Source organism: Paenibacillus qinlingensis (assembly GCF_031455095.1).
In the GTDB taxonomy this organism is placed as follows: domain Bacteria; phylum Bacillota; class Bacilli; order Paenibacillales; family NBRC-103111; genus Paenibacillus_E; species Paenibacillus_E qinlingensis_A.
The window spans coordinates 222,998-238,919 of the sequence record NZ_JAVDSB010000006.1 but is presented as its reverse complement, the minus strand read 5'-3'; the positions used below and the strand labels follow the sequence as shown (position 1 = coordinate 238,919).

Annotated in this window: 16 protein-coding genes; 8 read left to right on the top strand and 8 right to left on the bottom strand. The window is 49.3% G+C overall.

The genetic code is table 11. The annotated features are described in order from the left end of the window. Nucleotides 1-192: 192 nt before the first annotated feature. Complete coding sequence (locus J2736_RS18460; RefSeq protein ID WP_310500055.1) at nucleotides 193-2,196, bottom strand: TetM/TetW/TetO/TetS family tetracycline resistance ribosomal protection protein; 2,004 nt, start codon at nucleotides 2,194-2,196, stop codon at nucleotides 193-195. 166 nt (nucleotides 2,197-2,362) lie between these two features. Here J2736_RS18460 and J2736_RS18455 point away from each other — a divergent pair, with 166 nt between their 5' ends. Further along, complete coding sequence (locus tag J2736_RS18455; protein ID WP_310500054.1) at nucleotides 2,363-3,034, top strand: DNA-3-methyladenine glycosylase family protein; 672 nt, start codon at nucleotides 2,363-2,365, stop codon at nucleotides 3,032-3,034. A 520-nt stretch (nucleotides 3,035-3,554) separates the two neighbouring features. On the opposite strand, the gene J2736_RS18450 is transcribed toward J2736_RS18455, so the two are convergent. Both J2736_RS18450 and J2736_RS18445 read right to left on the bottom strand, forming a co-directional pair. Beyond that, a complete protein-coding gene (locus J2736_RS18450) occupies nucleotides 3,555-4,133 on the bottom strand; it encodes a TetR/AcrR family transcriptional regulator (protein WP_310500053.1) in 579 nt (192 codons plus the stop codon). Nucleotides 4,134-4,154: 21 nt separating this feature from the next. Then, nucleotides 4,155-4,880, bottom strand: a complete 726-nt coding sequence (locus tag J2736_RS18445) for an MBL fold metallo-hydrolase (RefSeq protein ID WP_310500052.1) — start codon at nucleotides 4,878-4,880, stop codon at nucleotides 4,155-4,157. Nucleotides 4,881-5,039: 159 nt separating this feature from the next. Between J2736_RS18445 and J2736_RS18440 the strand changes: the two genes are divergently transcribed. From J2736_RS18440 to J2736_RS18425, 4 genes are all read left to right on the top strand, one after another. After that, nucleotides 5,040-6,116: a M42 family metallopeptidase gene (locus J2736_RS18440; RefSeq protein WP_310500051.1), complete on the top strand. Its 1,077-nt coding sequence runs from the start codon at nucleotides 5,040-5,042 to the stop codon at nucleotides 6,114-6,116. Nucleotides 6,117-6,159: 43 nt separating this feature from the next. Continuing rightward, on the top strand, nucleotides 6,160-6,831 hold the full coding sequence (locus tag J2736_RS18435) for a DUF1961 family protein (protein WP_310500050.1): 672 nt from the start codon (nucleotides 6,160-6,162) through the stop codon (nucleotides 6,829-6,831). Between the two features lie 224 nt (nucleotides 6,832-7,055). Then, nucleotides 7,056-7,499, top strand: a complete 444-nt coding sequence (locus tag J2736_RS18430; RefSeq protein ID WP_310500049.1) for a GNAT family N-acetyltransferase — start codon at nucleotides 7,056-7,058, stop codon at nucleotides 7,497-7,499. A 45-nt stretch (nucleotides 7,500-7,544) separates the two neighbouring features. Beyond that, nucleotides 7,545-7,964, top strand: coding sequence for a DUF2500 domain-containing protein (locus tag J2736_RS18425; RefSeq protein WP_310500048.1), 420 nt, complete (start codon nucleotides 7,545-7,547; stop codon nucleotides 7,962-7,964). A 503-nt stretch (nucleotides 7,965-8,467) separates the two neighbouring features. Here the strand turns inward: J2736_RS18425 and J2736_RS18420 are convergent. Next, on the bottom strand, nucleotides 8,468-9,610 hold the full coding sequence (locus tag J2736_RS18420; protein ID WP_310500047.1) for a HAMP domain-containing sensor histidine kinase: 1,143 nt from the start codon (nucleotides 9,608-9,610) through the stop codon (nucleotides 8,468-8,470). Then, nucleotides 9,607-10,281: a response regulator transcription factor gene (locus J2736_RS18415; RefSeq protein ID WP_310500046.1), complete on the bottom strand. Its 675-nt coding sequence runs from the start codon at nucleotides 10,279-10,281 to the stop codon at nucleotides 9,607-9,609. The genes J2736_RS18420 and J2736_RS18415 overlap by 4 nt, the downstream gene beginning before the upstream one ends. 258 nt (nucleotides 10,282-10,539) lie before the next feature. On the opposite strand from J2736_RS18415, the gene J2736_RS18410 reads away from it, so the two are divergent. Next, complete coding sequence (locus tag J2736_RS18410; protein ID WP_310500045.1) at nucleotides 10,540-11,025, top strand: hypothetical protein; 486 nt, start codon at nucleotides 10,540-10,542, stop codon at nucleotides 11,023-11,025. Nucleotides 11,026-11,035: 10 nt separating this feature from the next. Here the strand turns inward: J2736_RS18410 and J2736_RS18405 are convergent, their stop codons facing one another. Beyond that, the gene (locus J2736_RS18405; protein ID WP_310500044.1) at nucleotides 11,036-11,575 is read right to left on the bottom strand and encodes a PadR family transcriptional regulator; all 540 of its coding nucleotides are present in this window, start codon (nucleotides 11,573-11,575) and stop codon (nucleotides 11,036-11,038) included. Nucleotides 11,576-11,691: 116 nt separating this feature from the next. Between J2736_RS18405 and J2736_RS18400 the strand changes: the two genes are divergently transcribed. Further along, complete coding sequence (locus J2736_RS18400; RefSeq protein WP_310500043.1) at nucleotides 11,692-13,179, top strand: MDR family MFS transporter; 1,488 nt, start codon at nucleotides 11,692-11,694, stop codon at nucleotides 13,177-13,179. Between the two features lie 57 nt (nucleotides 13,180-13,236). Here the strand turns inward: J2736_RS18400 and J2736_RS18395 are convergent, their stop codons facing one another. Beyond that, the gene (locus J2736_RS18395; protein ID WP_310500106.1) at nucleotides 13,237-14,220 is read right to left on the bottom strand and encodes a Gfo/Idh/MocA family protein; all 984 of its coding nucleotides are present in this window, start codon (nucleotides 14,218-14,220) and stop codon (nucleotides 13,237-13,239) included. A 156-nt stretch (nucleotides 14,221-14,376) separates the two neighbouring features. Here J2736_RS18395 and J2736_RS18390 point away from each other — a divergent pair, with 156 nt between their 5' ends. Beyond that, nucleotides 14,377-14,988, top strand: coding sequence for an FMN-binding negative transcriptional regulator (locus J2736_RS18390; RefSeq protein ID WP_310500042.1), 612 nt, complete (start codon nucleotides 14,377-14,379; stop codon nucleotides 14,986-14,988). A 284-nt stretch (nucleotides 14,989-15,272) separates the two neighbouring features. On the opposite strand, the gene J2736_RS18385 is transcribed toward J2736_RS18390, so the two are convergent. Next, nucleotides 15,273-15,911, bottom strand: coding sequence for a ThuA domain-containing protein (locus J2736_RS18385; protein ID WP_310500041.1), 639 nt, complete (start codon nucleotides 15,909-15,911; stop codon nucleotides 15,273-15,275). Nucleotides 15,912-15,922 lie beyond the last annotated feature (11 nt).

The following is a 15,922-nucleotide window of genomic DNA, read 5'->3' as shown; positions in this document are numbered from 1 at the left end:
CAATTTCCTGAACCTATCTGAACGTATCTAAACAGGACGAACACGGCAAAAAGACTCGCCAAGATTTGCCTTCTCTATTCAAAGGGCAATCCAAGTGAGTCTCCTGTTCTCCGTCACGTGTTATTAACTTACCTGTATTTTACTGAAACAGGGGATGCCATGTCAATGGCAGCTCTCGGCAATCCAACGCGCTTACATCGATAACGCTTTCCGCACGGCTAAAATATACTTCGACTGATCCAGCGGATTGACGCCGCGTCGCTTACGTTCGGCATGAACATCGGGAGGGCTTGGCTGATAGCCAGCAAAAGAGGACGTAATTACGCCACGCCCGCCTGACATGGCGCTTAGCTTCACGGGATATTCGAGCGACGTTGCCACTGGGAGCCGCCCTTCTAGGACGAATCGTCCCCCCGCTATGCTAGGTGCATCGAAGGTCGCCCGCATCTGCACCAGATCGCTGAGCACCTTGCCGCCGAACTCTTCGGGTACGGTGATCCGCACTTGCAGCATTGGCTCCAGCAGAGTGGTTCCCGTCTGGGCGAGTCCTTGCATGATGCCCATAGGCGTTGCGACGGCAAAATCGAGCGGATGGGTGTGCCACACGTGGTGCTCACCCTCAAGAAGAGTCACCTTTACATCTGTGACTTCCCAACCGAGCAGCCCCTGCTGCAGCGCCTCCGGTACGCGGCGCGCCACCTCATTCTGGTACTGCACGAGCAGCTGCTCGCCGCGTACCTGAGACCCGTACGCGAGCCCGCTGCCCGGCGCACCTGGCTCGATATGAAACCGTAAGATTGCCCAGCATGGCTTAGGCATCGTATAAGCAATGAAGCCTTCACCTGCTTGCGAAGGCGTTTCTTTATAGATGACGGAAGGGTGGTCGAACCTTACTTGGAGACCGAAGCGCGAGCTTAAGAGACTCGTCAGAATCTCGAGTTGGATCGCGCCCATGACCTTGACGTGCAGCTCCCGCTCGTCCTGCAGCCATTGCAGATCAAGCAGTGGATCTTCGTCCGTGAGCTCTTGCAGAGCGGCGACGAGTGCCGGGTACTGCGCGTCGCTCTCGGCGTGCACCTGCACGGTCAGCAGCGGCACCGCCATGCGCGGCGCAGGCGGCACGCTGTCCGGCCGGCCGAGCACATCGCCGATCCGCACTTGCGCCAAGCCGCAGACGGCCGCGATGTCCCCAGCCGCGACAACACCGAGATCCTCGGCTTTGCGCCCGTCGATGCGGCGAATCTGGGTCACCTTCTCCTCCACGCCTTGCGTGGCATTGACGATGGTGTCCCGGTTACGGATCGTCCCCTCGTAGAGGCGGACGTACGCCATGCGCCCCATCGTCTTGTCGCGCTCGACCTTGAAGACCACTGCCGACAGCGGCTGCTCTGCATCGCCGCGCGGCTCAGGCAAGTAATCGAGGATCGCTGCTAGCAGCTCCTCGATGCCGATGGCTTTGCTGGAGGCCCCGACCAGCAAAGGAAAAGCTTCGCCCTGCCGCGCGTATCGCTGCAGGGTGCTCTTGACCTCGTGCGCCGTGATAGGCGCACCTTCGATGTAGCTCGTGAGCAGGGGCTCATCGAGCTCGGAGAGCTTTTCGACCGCGGCTGCGAGGTCGAATCCAGTTGTTCCAGCGCCGGCTGCGGGCGGCGCATCTTCTAATACGTTCCGCGCGCCGCGGAACGTGTCTTCAAGGCCGAGCGGTGCATAGATCGGCACCGCCATCCCCGTAAGCTGCTTATGAATCTCTTGTAGGACCCGTTCGGGGTTAGCCCCGACGCGGTCCAATTTATTCATATATAGCAGCGTTGGGATTTTAAGCGATTGCAGCGCATGCCATATCATTTCCGTCTGCGACTGCACGCCCTCCACGGCGGAGATAATCAGAATCGCTCCGTCCATTACACGTAAGGAGCGTTCCACCTCCGACAAGAAATCGACATGACCTGGCGTATCGACCAGATTAATCCACGTATTTTGCCACACTAGACTTGTCGTTGCGCTGCGAACCGAAATCCCCCGTTCACGCTCCACCTCCATAGAATCCGTCTGTGCCGTCCCGCTATCTACACTGCCTAGCGCGCGAATGCGCCCGCTTAGATATAGCAAATGCTCTGTAGTAGTGGTCTTTCCCGCATCAACGTGCGCAAAAATTCCCACGTTCCTTCTCGACACTATGCGTTTCTCATCTGTCATTCCCGCTCCGGCCCCTTTGGCTTTCATTCTTTCTTCTATTATACTCAAAGAGAGTGAATTTGGATAAGCCAACCAACTCAGCTCTTCCCGCTTGAAGTTTTAAAGAAAAGGTGTCGCCGTTAGGAAATGATTTTTCTGAGGAGGAATTGTTATTCACCAGCCCACTGTGCCTACGACAACCATTCAACTTCATAACCAGCACCCTGCCATCCTCGCTTTATCTCAAGCTGACCCAAAATTGGCTAGATTGATCGAACTCATCGGTGAACTCACACTTACACCTAGCTTTCGTCCCTATGAATCTCTCGTCATGTCGATTATTTCCCAGCAACTCTCAGCCAAAGCTGCCTTAACAATCAAAACCAGAGTTAAAGCGATCATTCCCGCCATTACGCCAGAGGATGTTCTAGCTACAGATGAGGAAGCCATCCGCCAATGCGGGGTCTCTTATCCCAAGATCCGCTACATTCGCGACCTAAGCACCAAGGTTCTGAGCGGTGAAGTCATGCTGGATCAGCTACAAGATGTAGATAACGCAGAACTTCTGAAACAGCTAACAAGTGTCAAAGGAATCGGCGTCTGGACCGCTGAAATGTTCCTTCTCTTCACTTTAGGCCGGCCCGACATTTTATCCCTCGGCGATGCTGGTCTTCAGCGTGCTGCCCGCTGGCTGCATGTACTCCCTGAGCGCCAGGATAAAAATTACTTAGGTGTCGCCGCCGAAGGATGGGCGCCTTATCGCAGCTTCGCATCCCTCTATTTATGGCGCGCAATTGACACGGGACTTGTTGATTCCGGTCTGCCGGTGGAGGCGTGTGAGAAGCCGCTGCAGGCGTAGAAAAGCCCGGCGTCTGCTAATTGTGGGGGAGTAACGCGGCCATAGTTTGCCTCCCCCTCTTGCACCCAAGCCCTTACACGCAAAAAAAACGCAAGCAGTCATCCATCAGGACCCACTCACGCTTAGACTTTCACTGACCCTTGCTCGTAAGCAATTGCTTACTGTAAAAGCTAATATTAGCTACTCTAACTACTCTTCACAAAGAGCTTTTATCGTCAAAACTAGCTACTTCTCCCCCCACAACAGCCTGCGACGCTCCTCAACAAATTTAACTGGATTTTAGGTGGCTAATTTTGCTGATTTTGTCCAGAAAACGAGAATAACTGGATTTCCTGTAGGTATTTTCCCTCAAAAGTCTCCATATCACCAAACCAGGCTATAATAGCTGTGCTTTTTCCATCTAATCGTCCAATTTGATGAGATACACCTAAATTAGCTGTATTTTTTCCATTTCGTTGGCCTCCTAGGCCTGCTTGCTGTTCTTCTAGTTCAACTCACCTTTATTCCCAAACGCATCTCGCTACTTCCCACGCGCCACGTCAGCCCGCAGCCCTCGTAGATACGTCTGCAACAACCGACGCAAGCTCTCATCCCGATCCAGCCCCATGCGGAAGCCATTCCGATGCTCGAGGGAGGCGAATCCGTGCACCATACTCCGAAACCCGCGCACCACATGCAGCGCATCTTCCTCACTGAGTCCGTACGGCGCAAGGATGCGCAACAGGAAGCTCACAACCCCAGCTCCGACCTCTTTCAGCTCGGGATCTTCATAATCAGGCAGCAATGAGATCGCCTCGTACAGACCTGGCTGCTTCCGAGCGAAATCCACATACGCTACACCCGCAGCCAACAAGGCTTCATCCTCTGCTTTACCAATCACAGCTTCGATCATCGCTTCCTTCACCAGGAGAAGTCCTCGCTTAGAGAGCTGCTTTCGCAGATCAGGCAATCCCTTGATATGGTTGTAAAGGGAAGGTGTTTTGATCGTTAGTTTAGTCGCCAGTGCAGCAAGCGAAAGCTGCTCAATTCCTTGCTGATCTGCCAGTTCTATTGCCGCTTGCAAAACCGTTTCTGCATCTAATCCTTGTCGAATCGCCATCTTATCGTGTGCCCCTCTATGCTAAATAGTCGCTGATGCGCCTGGGAATTTCGCTGATGCTTCTTCTAGTGCTGCATCTATCACTGCTGCCGGTTGTTCAATCATTCGTCCATGACCGACTGCCAGCAAGGTTGGTGCTAATTGTCTCAATCTGCGCGTACTCGCTAAGGAAGCTTCCTTGCTCCAAGTCGCTATCGCTGGGAATGGGAACTTCCACTTCACCACACCCGATACAGCTACACCGCCTCGTACTTGGAAAGCATCTCCCGCGATCAACGCCCGGCTCCGCACATCAAGGAATGCCATCGACCCCGGCGTATGCCCAGGTGCAGCGTAGGCTTGCAACGAACCTATCCGATCCCCATCGGCCAAGAGCACATCAGGTTTCGTCTGAATTCCTTTCGGAATGCCGCCTTTTATCGGCGTTTGAGGCTCATCTGCTTCCAGCTCCACGTTGCCTGCCAACAGCTTTGCATCCCTTCTGGAGATGTAAACCTTTGCGTGCGGTAATTCTTTTTTCAAACCGTCTAGGGCTCCAATATGATCCCCATGCGCATGTGTTAGAACGATACGTGTAATCGGCTTTCCTATTTGCTTTGCCGCCTGCAGAATACCTTTCACACTGAATGGTAAAGCAGCATCAATCAAGGTTAATTCGGATTCTTCCTCCACCAAGTAACAATTCACTGGAAAAAACCTCGGCATAAAAGCCAATTGGTACAAATGTCCGTTTTGCGTTATTTTCATATTCAACGCCTCCTCTTAACTACTTATATTAGTATAATAACTAATATCATTAGTTTTGTAAAGTGACATTTTTCGGGTATCGAAAACTTTATCTTCCTTATGTGGTAAAATAGTTCTCATATTTGTCCTACAGTCCATATATGTGAGTGAGGTTACCTAATGAACACTGAAACTTTAGCACTTTTTAAAACGTTAACCGAAATGCAAGCCGCACCTGGCTTTGAGCGAGAGATTCGTGCATTTGTACGCGGCGAGTTAGCCAAATATACCGATGAGTTCGTGCAGGACGCGCTCGGCAGCCTCTTCGGGGTTGTACGCGGCGACGAGACAGGACCGCGCATCATGGTGGCGGGCCACTTCGACGAGGTCGGCTTCCTCGTGACCGGCATCACTGAGCACGGCACGGTCAAGTTCCAGCCGCTCGGCGGCTGGTTTAGTCAAGTGCTGCCCGCGCAGCGCGTGCAGATCATGACGGCGAACGGACCGATCATCGGTGTGATCGGCTCCGTGCCCGTGCACTTGCTGGACGAAGCTGCGCGCAGCAAGCCCGCAGACATCAAGACGATGTACATTGACATCGGCGCGGAAAATCGGGCCGATGCCATCGCCATCGGCATCAAGCTCGGGCAGCAGATCGTGCCGATCTGCCCGTTCACGCCCATGGCCAACCCGAAGCGGATTATGGCCAAAGCATGGGACAATCGCTACGGCGTCGGCCTCGCGATTGAGCTCTTGAAGGAGCTTCACGGCGGGCCGAAGCTCCCGAACATCCTGTACGCGGGTGCTACCGTACAGGAAGAGGTCGGCGTGCGCGGTGGAAGGACGGCTGCTCATATGATTCAGCCGGATCTGTTCTACGCGCTCGATGCAAGTGCCGCCGGGGATATGACCGGCGACCGCCAGGCTTTCGGGCAGCTGGGGCGCGGAGCGCTGCTGCGGATTTTCGATCCCACGATGATTACCCACCGTGGGATGGTTGAGTTCATTCTGGATATGGCAGAGACGCATAAGATCCCGTATCAGTACTTTATCTCGCAAGGCGGAACAGACGCGGGGCAAGTCCACGTGCAAGGCAGCGGGATTCCATCCGCTGTGATCGGGGTATGTGCACGCTATATTCATACGTCCGCTTCAATTCTTCATGTAGATGATTACGCTGCGGCGAAGGAACTGCTGATCAAGTTAGTGCAAGCCAGCGATCGCACAACGTTAAACACCATTCTTGCCCAGGCTTAAGGGCACTAGGCAAGTTGCTCTTGCCGGAAACTTGGAGGCTGACATGATTCCAACAGGGTGGAAATGCATTTATCAGAATCCGCTCTCCTCACCGCAGGAGGTGGAAAGCTTTCGAATGGAAGGAGATGGAGCAGTCTCCTTCCCTATGGGTAGAATGCGATTGGAAGCCACACGCGGCCTGGAGGACGATTATAAAGCGAACATCGTCTATTGGTGTCCAGAAATATTTCCTGCCGATGTAGCTATCACATGGGAGTTTTGGCCGATTCGAGAGCCGGGACTTGCCATCTTATTTTTTGCCGCTGAGGGAATGGAAGGTTACGACCTATTTGATCCTAGTCTCCCAACCCGTACTGGTGAATATGATCAATACCATCACGGGAAAATGAATGCGCTCCATGTCTCTTACTTCCGCAGACGTTATGCGTCAGAGCGGGCGTTTCACACCTGCAATTTAAGAAAAAGCTACGGCTTCCATCTTGTCATGCAGGGGGCCGACCCTATCCCTGATGTAGCCGATGCCGTTGGTCCGTATCGAATCACCGTCCTTAAGCAAGGTCCACGCGTGACATTTACGATCAACGACCTACCCGTTTTCGTTTGGGAAGATCCAGGTACAACCTATGGACCAATTTTAGGAGAGGGTCGCATTGGCTTCCGCCAGATGACACCCCTGATAGCTGAATATACCAATCTTGCCGTCTACGCGCCTTAATTAGATTGATGACGAGCCCGACGTAGGAGATACTTCCTATCCGGTATCGCGAATATGACGAATTAGACCTCTGGAGCAGATAGCTCCAGAGGTCTTTTTGATCAACGAAAACATATTCTACCCAATAGGGTAAAGTTCTGACATTTTTTTCATAAATAAAGATCTAATGTTCCAAAATATGGTACAATTAACAGCATAACTTGTTTTTAGAAAGAAGGATACCCATGGCCTCAATCATTCGTGAAGCAACACCTCAGGATACATCAGCGATCAGTTCACTCGTTTCTCATCTCACTGGTAAGGTAATTTCTCCTTTACATATTGAAAATAGGCTGCATAATTTGCGAGATAATCCAGATGAACTGCTCTATGTCTATGAAGAGGAGAACCGGATTCTCGGCACATTAAGCTTCCGAATCCGCAGAGATCAGGATGCAGAGCATCTTACCTTTAGTGAAATCTCAGTTATTTCCTTTAAGCAGGATCCCGATAGTAACCAAGCACCGATGGAGCAATTAAAGACATACGCTCAACAGCTGACAACGGATCATAATTGCTCGGGGATGATGTGGTTGACAGACGTAGAGTCTACCGACAAACCTCGATCCGCCCAACCTCCTATCGGTTTCCATGAAACCGGCTACCGTTTTGTCAAACTTTTCCTCTAAACTAGGCGAACTTCTATATCACATTCTACAAAGGAGTGCTTACATGTGTTGATTGGATTTAATGAAGGAGCTTTAAGCACTCTTGTTCTTATTGCCTTCATCATCATCCTTCTTTTCGTTGTTGGCATCTTTCTAACTATTATTATGAAATCGTTATCGACCTGGACATCCAATAACAACGCGCCCATTCAAGATCGAGTCTGCAGAGTTGTCGCCAAACGGATACAATTCTCTGGAAGCAACGGACATATAGGCTCGAACACCTCCTACTACGTTACTTTTGAGTTCGATGACTTGAGTAGAATGGAACTATGGATAGGACGTCAGCAATTTGGTTATATGGTCGAAGGTGACACGGGGAATTTAACATTTCAAGGTACTCGATTCAAAGAATTTGAACGCAAACAAGCCGTTAAAGCAATTCCACGCATACGTAAGCATTTACAAGAAAACGATAAAAAATAGACATATTAACGCCAATATTTGAATAATCTGAATATTTACAATATTTTAATAATGGGCTATTATGAATTCAAGGCAGATAGGGAGGACAACCCGCACCAGTAGGTGCCATATCAACGAAGAGCCTGACAAATCAACTACGAGAGGGGATAGTCCATTGGACCATGTTAGCGAAGCATGCTATTCACTTCCGCTCTAAACGACAGGAGCCACGTGAAGGAAGAACGTCCCACTCGTTCAATCAGCATGCGGGAAATCAGATCAGGCAGGTCATCATTTGAAGAAAGGAACTATAGTGAGGGACTTGTCGTGAGTAGCGTAACTGGGAAGATATACACTGTAGAAAGGACACTTTAACTTTGATGCGAACGTATGGAATACAGCAACTGATCTGCGACTTTTCGGGGAATGGAGTGTGTGGAAGAACAATTGAATAGTCAAAATGACTCATAGAGACCTCCGGTTATCATCGATAAGCGGGGGCCTCTATTTGCGTTCAGATGAAGTTATTTACTCGTTAACTGCTCCTTCTGCACAATGGGTAATCGAACGATGAAGGATGTCATTGCCTCCTCCCCGCTTTCCACTGCAATCGTTCCGTGATGCATCTCTACAATTTTCTTCGCAATCGACAAGCCAAGCCCATTGCCGCCAGCCATTCGATTCCTAGACTTATCTGCTTTGTAAAACCGTTCAAAAATATGCGTCTGATCCTCTTCAGGAATCCACGGTCCATTATTCGAAATTCGCGTTACCGCCTCTTCCCCATTGCTAACCACTCGGACACGAATCGTTCCGCCAACAGGCACAAATTTAACCGCATTGTGGATGAGATTGATCCAAACCTGACTAAGCAAATCCTCATCGGCCTCAAGGTTTACAGGATCCAGCTCGATATCCATTTCAATATCTTTATCTACCCACTGCGGCTCACAAGCGAGAATATGATTCCGCAACTGTTTATCCAAACGATAGCTCCTCGGTTCAAAAGGGTGATGCTGTGACTCCAGGGAGGTCAGCTTCAACAGGCTTTCGCTGAGCTTGGATAGGCGTACACTTTCGGTTTCAATGATCGTCAAATAATGTTTACGCTCCTCAGGCGATAGCTGATCATTCTGCAATGCGCGGGAGAATCCGCTAATGGATGTTAGAGGCGACTGGATCTCATGGGAGACGTTCGATATAAACTCCTGCCTCATTTTCTCTATTTGCCCGAGATCGCTCGCCATTTGATTGATGGACTCCGCTAACTCCACGAAGGGACCATTCCGCGGGTTATCATCTACGGACACATTGAAATCCCCTCTCGACATGCTGCGTATCGCTTGATTCAAACTTTGAAAGAAAATCAACTGATGCTTTCGTAAAAATTGACCTAAAATGGCCATGGTCACTCCCCAGAGGAACATGCCTCCAATGCAGTTGATCAACTGCACAATGACTTCCGCAGGGCGTTTCTCTATATGTGTGTAGAGATGCTCCATGCCATAGAAGGTAGCTAACCAATATACGATAATGAGAATAAAGATCCCTAAGCCAAAAAAGAAGCCTCCAATTCGCTGGAGAATAGACTGATTCTTATGGTTCTTCCGTCGTCGCTTCTGTCTTTCTCTCCACTCTCTTCTCTCTGCCCTGTGCTGATTATTCACTTCAGCACCTCCAAGCGATAGCCTAGGCCTCGAATCGTAGCGATGCGAAACGCGTGCCGCTCCTCCGGGAATCGCTCACGCAGCCGATTAATATGCACATCGACTGTACGCTCGTTTCCTTCGTAGTCAAACCCCCAGATCTGCTCGATCAACTGGTCGCGTGAGAAGGTTTTGCCTGGATAGCTTGCAAGCTTATAGAGCAGTTCGAATTCCTTGAGCGGCAGCGTGATGCTCTCTGCACCAACGGTAGCTTCGTAGGTTTTGCGATTCATGCTTAAATCGCCAGCTTGAATCGTTTGCGAGGAAGCGATTCTGTATCGCTTGAGCAGGGCCCTCACCCGCATCGCAAGCTCAAGCGGTTCGAAGGGTTTGGTCAGGTAATCGTCTGCACCCAACTCGAAGCCTTTGACCTTCTGGGCGGTTTCACCCTTGGCCGTCAGCATGAGTATTGGCAAATCATAATGCTCTCGAAGCTCCTTGCATACCTCCCAACCGTCCATATGCGGCATCATCACGTCGAGAATCACCATATCGACCTGGACGGTTTGCAGCTTCTTAAGTGCTTCGACGCCATCCGCGGCCTCAACGACATCGAAGCCTTCGTTCAGCATGAAAACACGGACAAGCTCACGAATATACGGGTCATCATCTACGATCATAATGGGTGCCATGATTCATTCATCCTCACTTCTTAAGCTTTAATTTTACATCTATATACGTTGTCTACGCTTGACTCACTTTAGATTCTTTTACTCACTGCTCATATGCCATTCGCTCTTTTGCTGCTTGCCTTAATAGAAGTAAGCATAAGCGCATAATATAAACTGAATTTAAACCATTTTGAATTTTTTATAAATGAAAGGGCTTTATTTGAAAAATAATTTATGATAAATTTGGGGTAAGGAACAGTCTAGGGGGTTGTGGCCTATATGACAAATAACACATTGGCGGATTTCAACAAGCTGACTACCGCGGAAGCGGAGGTCCTGTATCAACGCGAGGTGCTCTCTGAAGGGTTTGCAGGCTTTAGGCGGTTACTCGACACGCTCACGGAAGCGGTCAAATCCGCGGGAGACATCGAAATGGAAGTGGTTGAGCAGTCGGTCGCGAAAGCAAAACGTCTTTTTCCGGAACCTGTTGATTTCAGTCCCTCCTGGGAGAAGGTATGGCCAGAACTTGAATGTACCATAGCTGCCAAGAAACATATTTTCGCAAATATCCCCCTCGCAGACAGAGCCGGTGAATGGCAAGTCATCATGGATAATCCACTTGTCGTGCAAGAGGTTGTCTGTTACCCTGCGTTGACTTTTGAGGATGCTGCCTACCTCTATGCCTATTTCCGACCTCAACTGGAGAAATCCGAATACATCCGTCTTCAGAAAATCCAAACGGTGATTCAAGAAATCGGCGGTTAGCCTTTTGTCTTCACTTAAGTTTCTCCCTCATCCACTCACACCACAATAAATCTGTCTCTACCTTCATCGTGGCTTTATGCACCAGTACATACTTGCCAAAACTATCATCTTCAATTTCTAATTGCTCGAGCGGTTTCGTACTTTCTTGTTGGATCTTATCCATAAGAAGGTTGAATCGCTCTTTTTTCTTCTTATAATACACTTCACGCACCGCGAGCATCTTACTCGCCTGCTCTTTATCCACGAGACCGATGCAATACACCTTCAGAGCAAGCTCATCCCTCGTCACAGGTTCATCCGTAGGCATAGCAATCCACTCACGCAAAGCATCCTTTCCTTGTTCCGTAATGGAGTACACCTTCTTATCAGGCTTATCAGATTGAGGAACATGCACGAAAGCGACGTGCCCTTTCTGCTCTAGTTGTGCCAAAAGAGGATAGATCTGGCTATGTTTAGCTGACCAAAAAGGTTGTATATGTTGCATAAGCTCATACCCTGAGCGGGAGTTTTTGGTTAAAAGGCTTAGTAATCCGTATGAAAGGGTATTCATTGGCGTTCCTCCTTTATGTCATTATTGACATATAAACAGTTCGGTAGTATGATGATTTTCATTCAAATTATAGAGAATACTATCGGTAAGATCAATGATAGAGTGGAGGCATTATTTTGAGTAAGGATGAGTTACAGCAAGTGCGGTTCTGGCCAATCATGATTGCTATCTTCTTCGGATCGTTCGTGTCGATTCTAAGTATGAGCACAATTAATATCGCTATACCGATTCTTAGTGAGCATTTCCATACAGATTTGAGCAAAATCCAATGGACGATTACCGGATTTATGCTCGCAAGCGGTACGATTGCTCCGATTACAGGTTATTTCGGGGAAAAATTTAGCTACAAACGTTTATACGCCATCGCGCTGATAGGTTTTACTGTATTTTCACTTTTATGTGCGCTGGCCTGGGATGCTTCATCACTGATTGCATTCCGTATTATTCAAGGGGCTTTCAGCGGTCTGATTATGCCGGCTACGATGACCATTGTTTATCAGGTTATCCCGCGCGATAAGCAGCCAATTGCGATTTCCCTTTGGTCCCTTTCTGCCATGATGGCGCCTGCTATTGGGCCAACATTGAGCGGCTGGTTGCTGCAAAATTGGAGCTGGCACTGGTTGTTCCTTATGAACGTACCTGTCGGCGTTGTCGCTATTTTTCTCGTTTTCAAATTGATCCCTTATTATCGACTTTCAGTTCCCAAACGATTCGATCTCATCGGCTTACTCACTGTCGTTGTCAGCAGTCTTTCCTTGTTAGTTGGTTTCTCACAAGGGCATGCTTGGGGATGGGCATCAGGTCGTGTCATTGGGCTGTTTGTAACAGGCTTCCTAGTCCTTCTTCTATTTATCTGGCGAGAACTTAAAGTGGATTCACCTCTATTGAACATACGAGTACTGAAGAACTCGCGTTACACATTATCACTGATTATTTCAAGTATTGTTACGATAAGCTTGTACTCAGGTACTTTCCTGACGCCAATTTTCTTGCAAAACATTCAACACGTTACTCCACTGGATACAGGATTAATCTTATTGCCTGCTTCCTTAGTAATGGCGCTCTGCATGCCTCTCGTAGGTAAGTTATATAGCAGTGTCGGGCCACGCATTCTTATTTTTATCGGAATTTCCTTAATTGCTGTTGGTACACTCACATTAAGTTGGTTGAGTACAGACGTCTCGCGCGGCTACATCGTGTTCTGGATGATCGTTCGGAACGTCGGGATTGCCTTCGCTACGATGCCTGCAAGTAATGCGGGCATGGAGCAAATTCCGCGGACTCTTTCGGGTCATGCCACTTCCATTAATAACTGGGTTCGTAACGTATTCGGATCCTTTGCTATTGCCTTATTCACATCCGTGTTATCCTCTCAAACCGCAGCACACAGCAAGGAATTAGCGGCTGGCGGGTTGACGGATAAGGTTCAAATTGGTACGCATGCCTTTACAATGAGTGTCAACGATGTCTACTTGCTTGCGACATTCATTGTCCTAGTCGCTCTGCCGCTAAGCTTGTTCATTCGCAAGCGCTCCATAGCACCAGACAATCCTTCAGCGTCTGCACCGGCTCCTATCGTGGCAACGCCGAACCCGAAAGCCTAATAAAAAACCCCAGTACGATGTGTGCTTATCACATCGTACTGGGGTTTTCGTTATTTCTTAGCTGCGGTAGAAATCACGCAGCAACTCGTCCATCACACGATTCGTACGTGCTCCTGTACGACCTGTACTAGGACTTTGCCCGATGCCTCTAAGATCATCAACGATCATCTGAATCAGTGGCTGTTGAACATGTGGCGGATTGGGTATCGTCAGTTCTTGGACCGCACCGTCTGCGGTTTCAATGCGCAGATCGCCACTGAACGTAGAGAATGACAATTTCCCGAGGCTGCCGACAATCTCATTCAAATCTAGATGTTTGTAGCTATTGAAGCTCCATACCCCAGTCCCCATCACACCGGATTCGAAGGCATAGCTTGTCGTCACGATATCTTCGACCTTATGTTTGCCCGTTTGATTACTTGCGAAGCCCTTCACCTCTCCGATCGGACCCAACACATAATCAAGAATATCCAGCGCATGGCTCGCCAAATCCACGAAGAGGCCTCCGCCTGACAGCTCAGGCTGAATGCGCCATGGTTCTAGTCCCTCTTGATAATCTCTCGTTGGTTGCAAGTACGACGATTGGACAAAACGGACATCACCAATCACGCCACTATCGATCAAACGCTTGATTTCTACAAATTTCGGGAGCCCTCTGCGATAATAGGCTACGAATAACGGCACGCCGGCTGCTTCACAGGCGGCAATCATCTCCTGACACTCTGCGTGATTCCTGGCCATGGGTTTTTCCACGTAGACAGGTTTCCCTGCTTGTGCCGCGAGCAGCGTGTACTCATGATGGAATCCTGGCGGCGTTGCGACATAGACCGCATTCACATCGGGATCATTCACTAACGCCGCGGCGTCATCGTACCATTTTGCAACACCATGACGCTTGGCATAGTCTTCAGCCAGTGCCCCATTGCGGCGCATAACCGCGACTAGCTCAGAGCCTTCTGCCTTCTGCAAGGCGGGACCGCTTTTGACCTCGGTCACATCCCCACACCCGATAATTCCCCAACGTACCTTTTCCACTGTTATAGCCTCCTCTTACATGTTTAGTCATTAGTTAGATATTCGACGTGGAGGAGCGAGCTCCTGTACATGATGAATGGTCTACTCAAAAACATGTAAATTGGCACTTTGTATAGCCCCTATAACTTGCTATTCTATACCTAAAACAAAGCAGGTGAAGCCATGTACACGCCATCGCATTTTAAAATAGAAGACCGCTCGCAGATGTACGACTTCATAGAAGAACATAGCTTCGCTACCATCGTCTCGCAGCATCAGGGACTTCCTTTCGCGACTCATATTCCCTTATTGCTTGATGTCACGACACATTGCTTATATGGGCATTTCGCCCGTTCTAATCCGCAATGGATGGATATCAAGGGGCAAGACGTGTTAGTCCTTTTCCAAGGTCCCCATTGCTACATTTCACCATCCTGGTATGGAACGCCAACTGCAGTACCTACATGGAATTATACGGCCGTTCATGTCTATGGTAGGATCGAGCTCGTCCACGACGACCAGGAAGTCTTTCGCGTCTTGCAGCAGCTGACCCGCAAATATGAGGAACCTGATAGCTCGTATAACTTAGAGAGCATCGACCCTCACTTTATAGCTGGAATGCGCCAAGGTATTCAAGCTTTTAAGCTGCCCATTTCGAGCATCGAAGGCAAAGCCAAGCTAAGCCAGAATCAGCCCAAGGAGCGCCAAGAACGCATTATTCGCGAACTGGAGCATAAGGGAGATGTGGAGCAGCAGATGGCGGCCCTGATGAAGAAAAATCTGTGCAAGGGATGAGTTACTAGTACGAAAGAGCCTGTCCCAAAAGACCTTACATGAGGCAACTACTTAACGTTACGGGAAAACGCTAATCCGTGTTAATGGACGATGGGCTGAACAATAACGTTATGCGATAACGTTAAAAGCTCCAAAATCGAAGTTTCCTGCGTATTTCAACGCTTTAGCGTTATACCATCCCTTTATTTCCAGTAAAAATGGGAAAACACGCAAGATAAGAGGAGCCATCACCTTATCTTGCGTGTTCTACCGAGAAGCGGAAACTAAAAGGGACTTAGTAGGTACTACCTTGCACCAACCAACCAGCGGCAGCTGTTTCGAATGATCTCCCGATACACGGGATGTCTAAAGGATTCGGCCTGATGCCCGGGCATCAAATACACGACTCGCCCCTGACCAAAACGATGGGCCCAAGCTGCCGGAACAACTTGATTCTCTTGGTCGTATTCGAGTAACACGGTTTTATCCGAATGTGGAATGAACGCAAACTGGTAGGGCTCATCAGCGATTGTGAAGGACTCGATGCCCTCTATAATTTCATGCTGCGCTGCGCCTAAGGAAGGACGGATGGTGATTTCGCGAAACGGCGGGTGCCCTGTAAAATAGCCACCAATTAACTGGCAGAGATCAAACCGATGCTGCAAGGAAATACCGTTGTGCAAGGCAAGAAGCCCGCCACCGCCCGTAACGAAAGCAAGCAAACCTGCCGCCTGTTTATCCGTGATAGCGGTCCGCCAGCAATCCGTATACGAGATGACGACGTCAAAAGCAGTGATGCGCTCTCGCAAGAGAACATCGTAATCCTCTGTGCACACGATGTACCCCTCGTCACCGAGAATGTCTTTCAATTCGATATCGACACCATGCAGCGGATGGTGTTTAGGTTCCGTATAATGACCAAGAACAAGTATGTTTGATGTCATATGGACTAACA

Coding starts and splice junctions, on each gene's coding strand:
- J2736_RS18460 (WP_310500055.1), bottom strand. CDS start 2,196: ATGACAGATGAGAAACGCATAGTGTCGAGAAGGAACGTGGGAATTTTT.
- J2736_RS18450 (WP_310500053.1), bottom strand. CDS start 4,133: ATGGCGATTCGACAAGGATTAGATGCAGAAACGGTTTTGCAAGCGGCA.
- J2736_RS18445 (WP_310500052.1), bottom strand. CDS start 4,880: ATGAAAATAACGCAAAACGGACATTTGTACCAATTGGCTTTTATGCCG.
- J2736_RS18440 (WP_310500051.1), top strand. CDS start 5,040: ATGAACACTGAAACTTTAGCACTTTTTAAAACGTTAACCGAAATGCAA.
- J2736_RS18435 (WP_310500050.1), top strand. CDS start 6,160: ATGATTCCAACAGGGTGGAAATGCATTTATCAGAATCCGCTCTCCTCA.
- J2736_RS18430 (WP_310500049.1), top strand. CDS start 7,056: ATGGCCTCAATCATTCGTGAAGCAACACCTCAGGATACATCAGCGATC.
- J2736_RS18415 (WP_310500046.1), bottom strand. CDS start 10,281: ATGGCACCCATTATGATCGTAGATGATGACCCGTATATTCGTGAGCTT.
- J2736_RS18410 (WP_310500045.1), top strand. CDS start 10,540: ATGACAAATAACACATTGGCGGATTTCAACAAGCTGACTACCGCGGAA.
- J2736_RS18405 (WP_310500044.1), bottom strand. CDS start 11,575: ATGAATACCCTTTCATACGGATTACTAAGCCTTTTAACCAAAAACTCC.
- J2736_RS18390 (WP_310500042.1), top strand. CDS start 14,377: ATGTACACGCCATCGCATTTTAAAATAGAAGACCGCTCGCAGATGTAC.
- J2736_RS18385 (WP_310500041.1), bottom strand. CDS start 15,911: ATGACATCAAACATACTTGTTCTTGGTCATTATACGGAACCTAAACAC.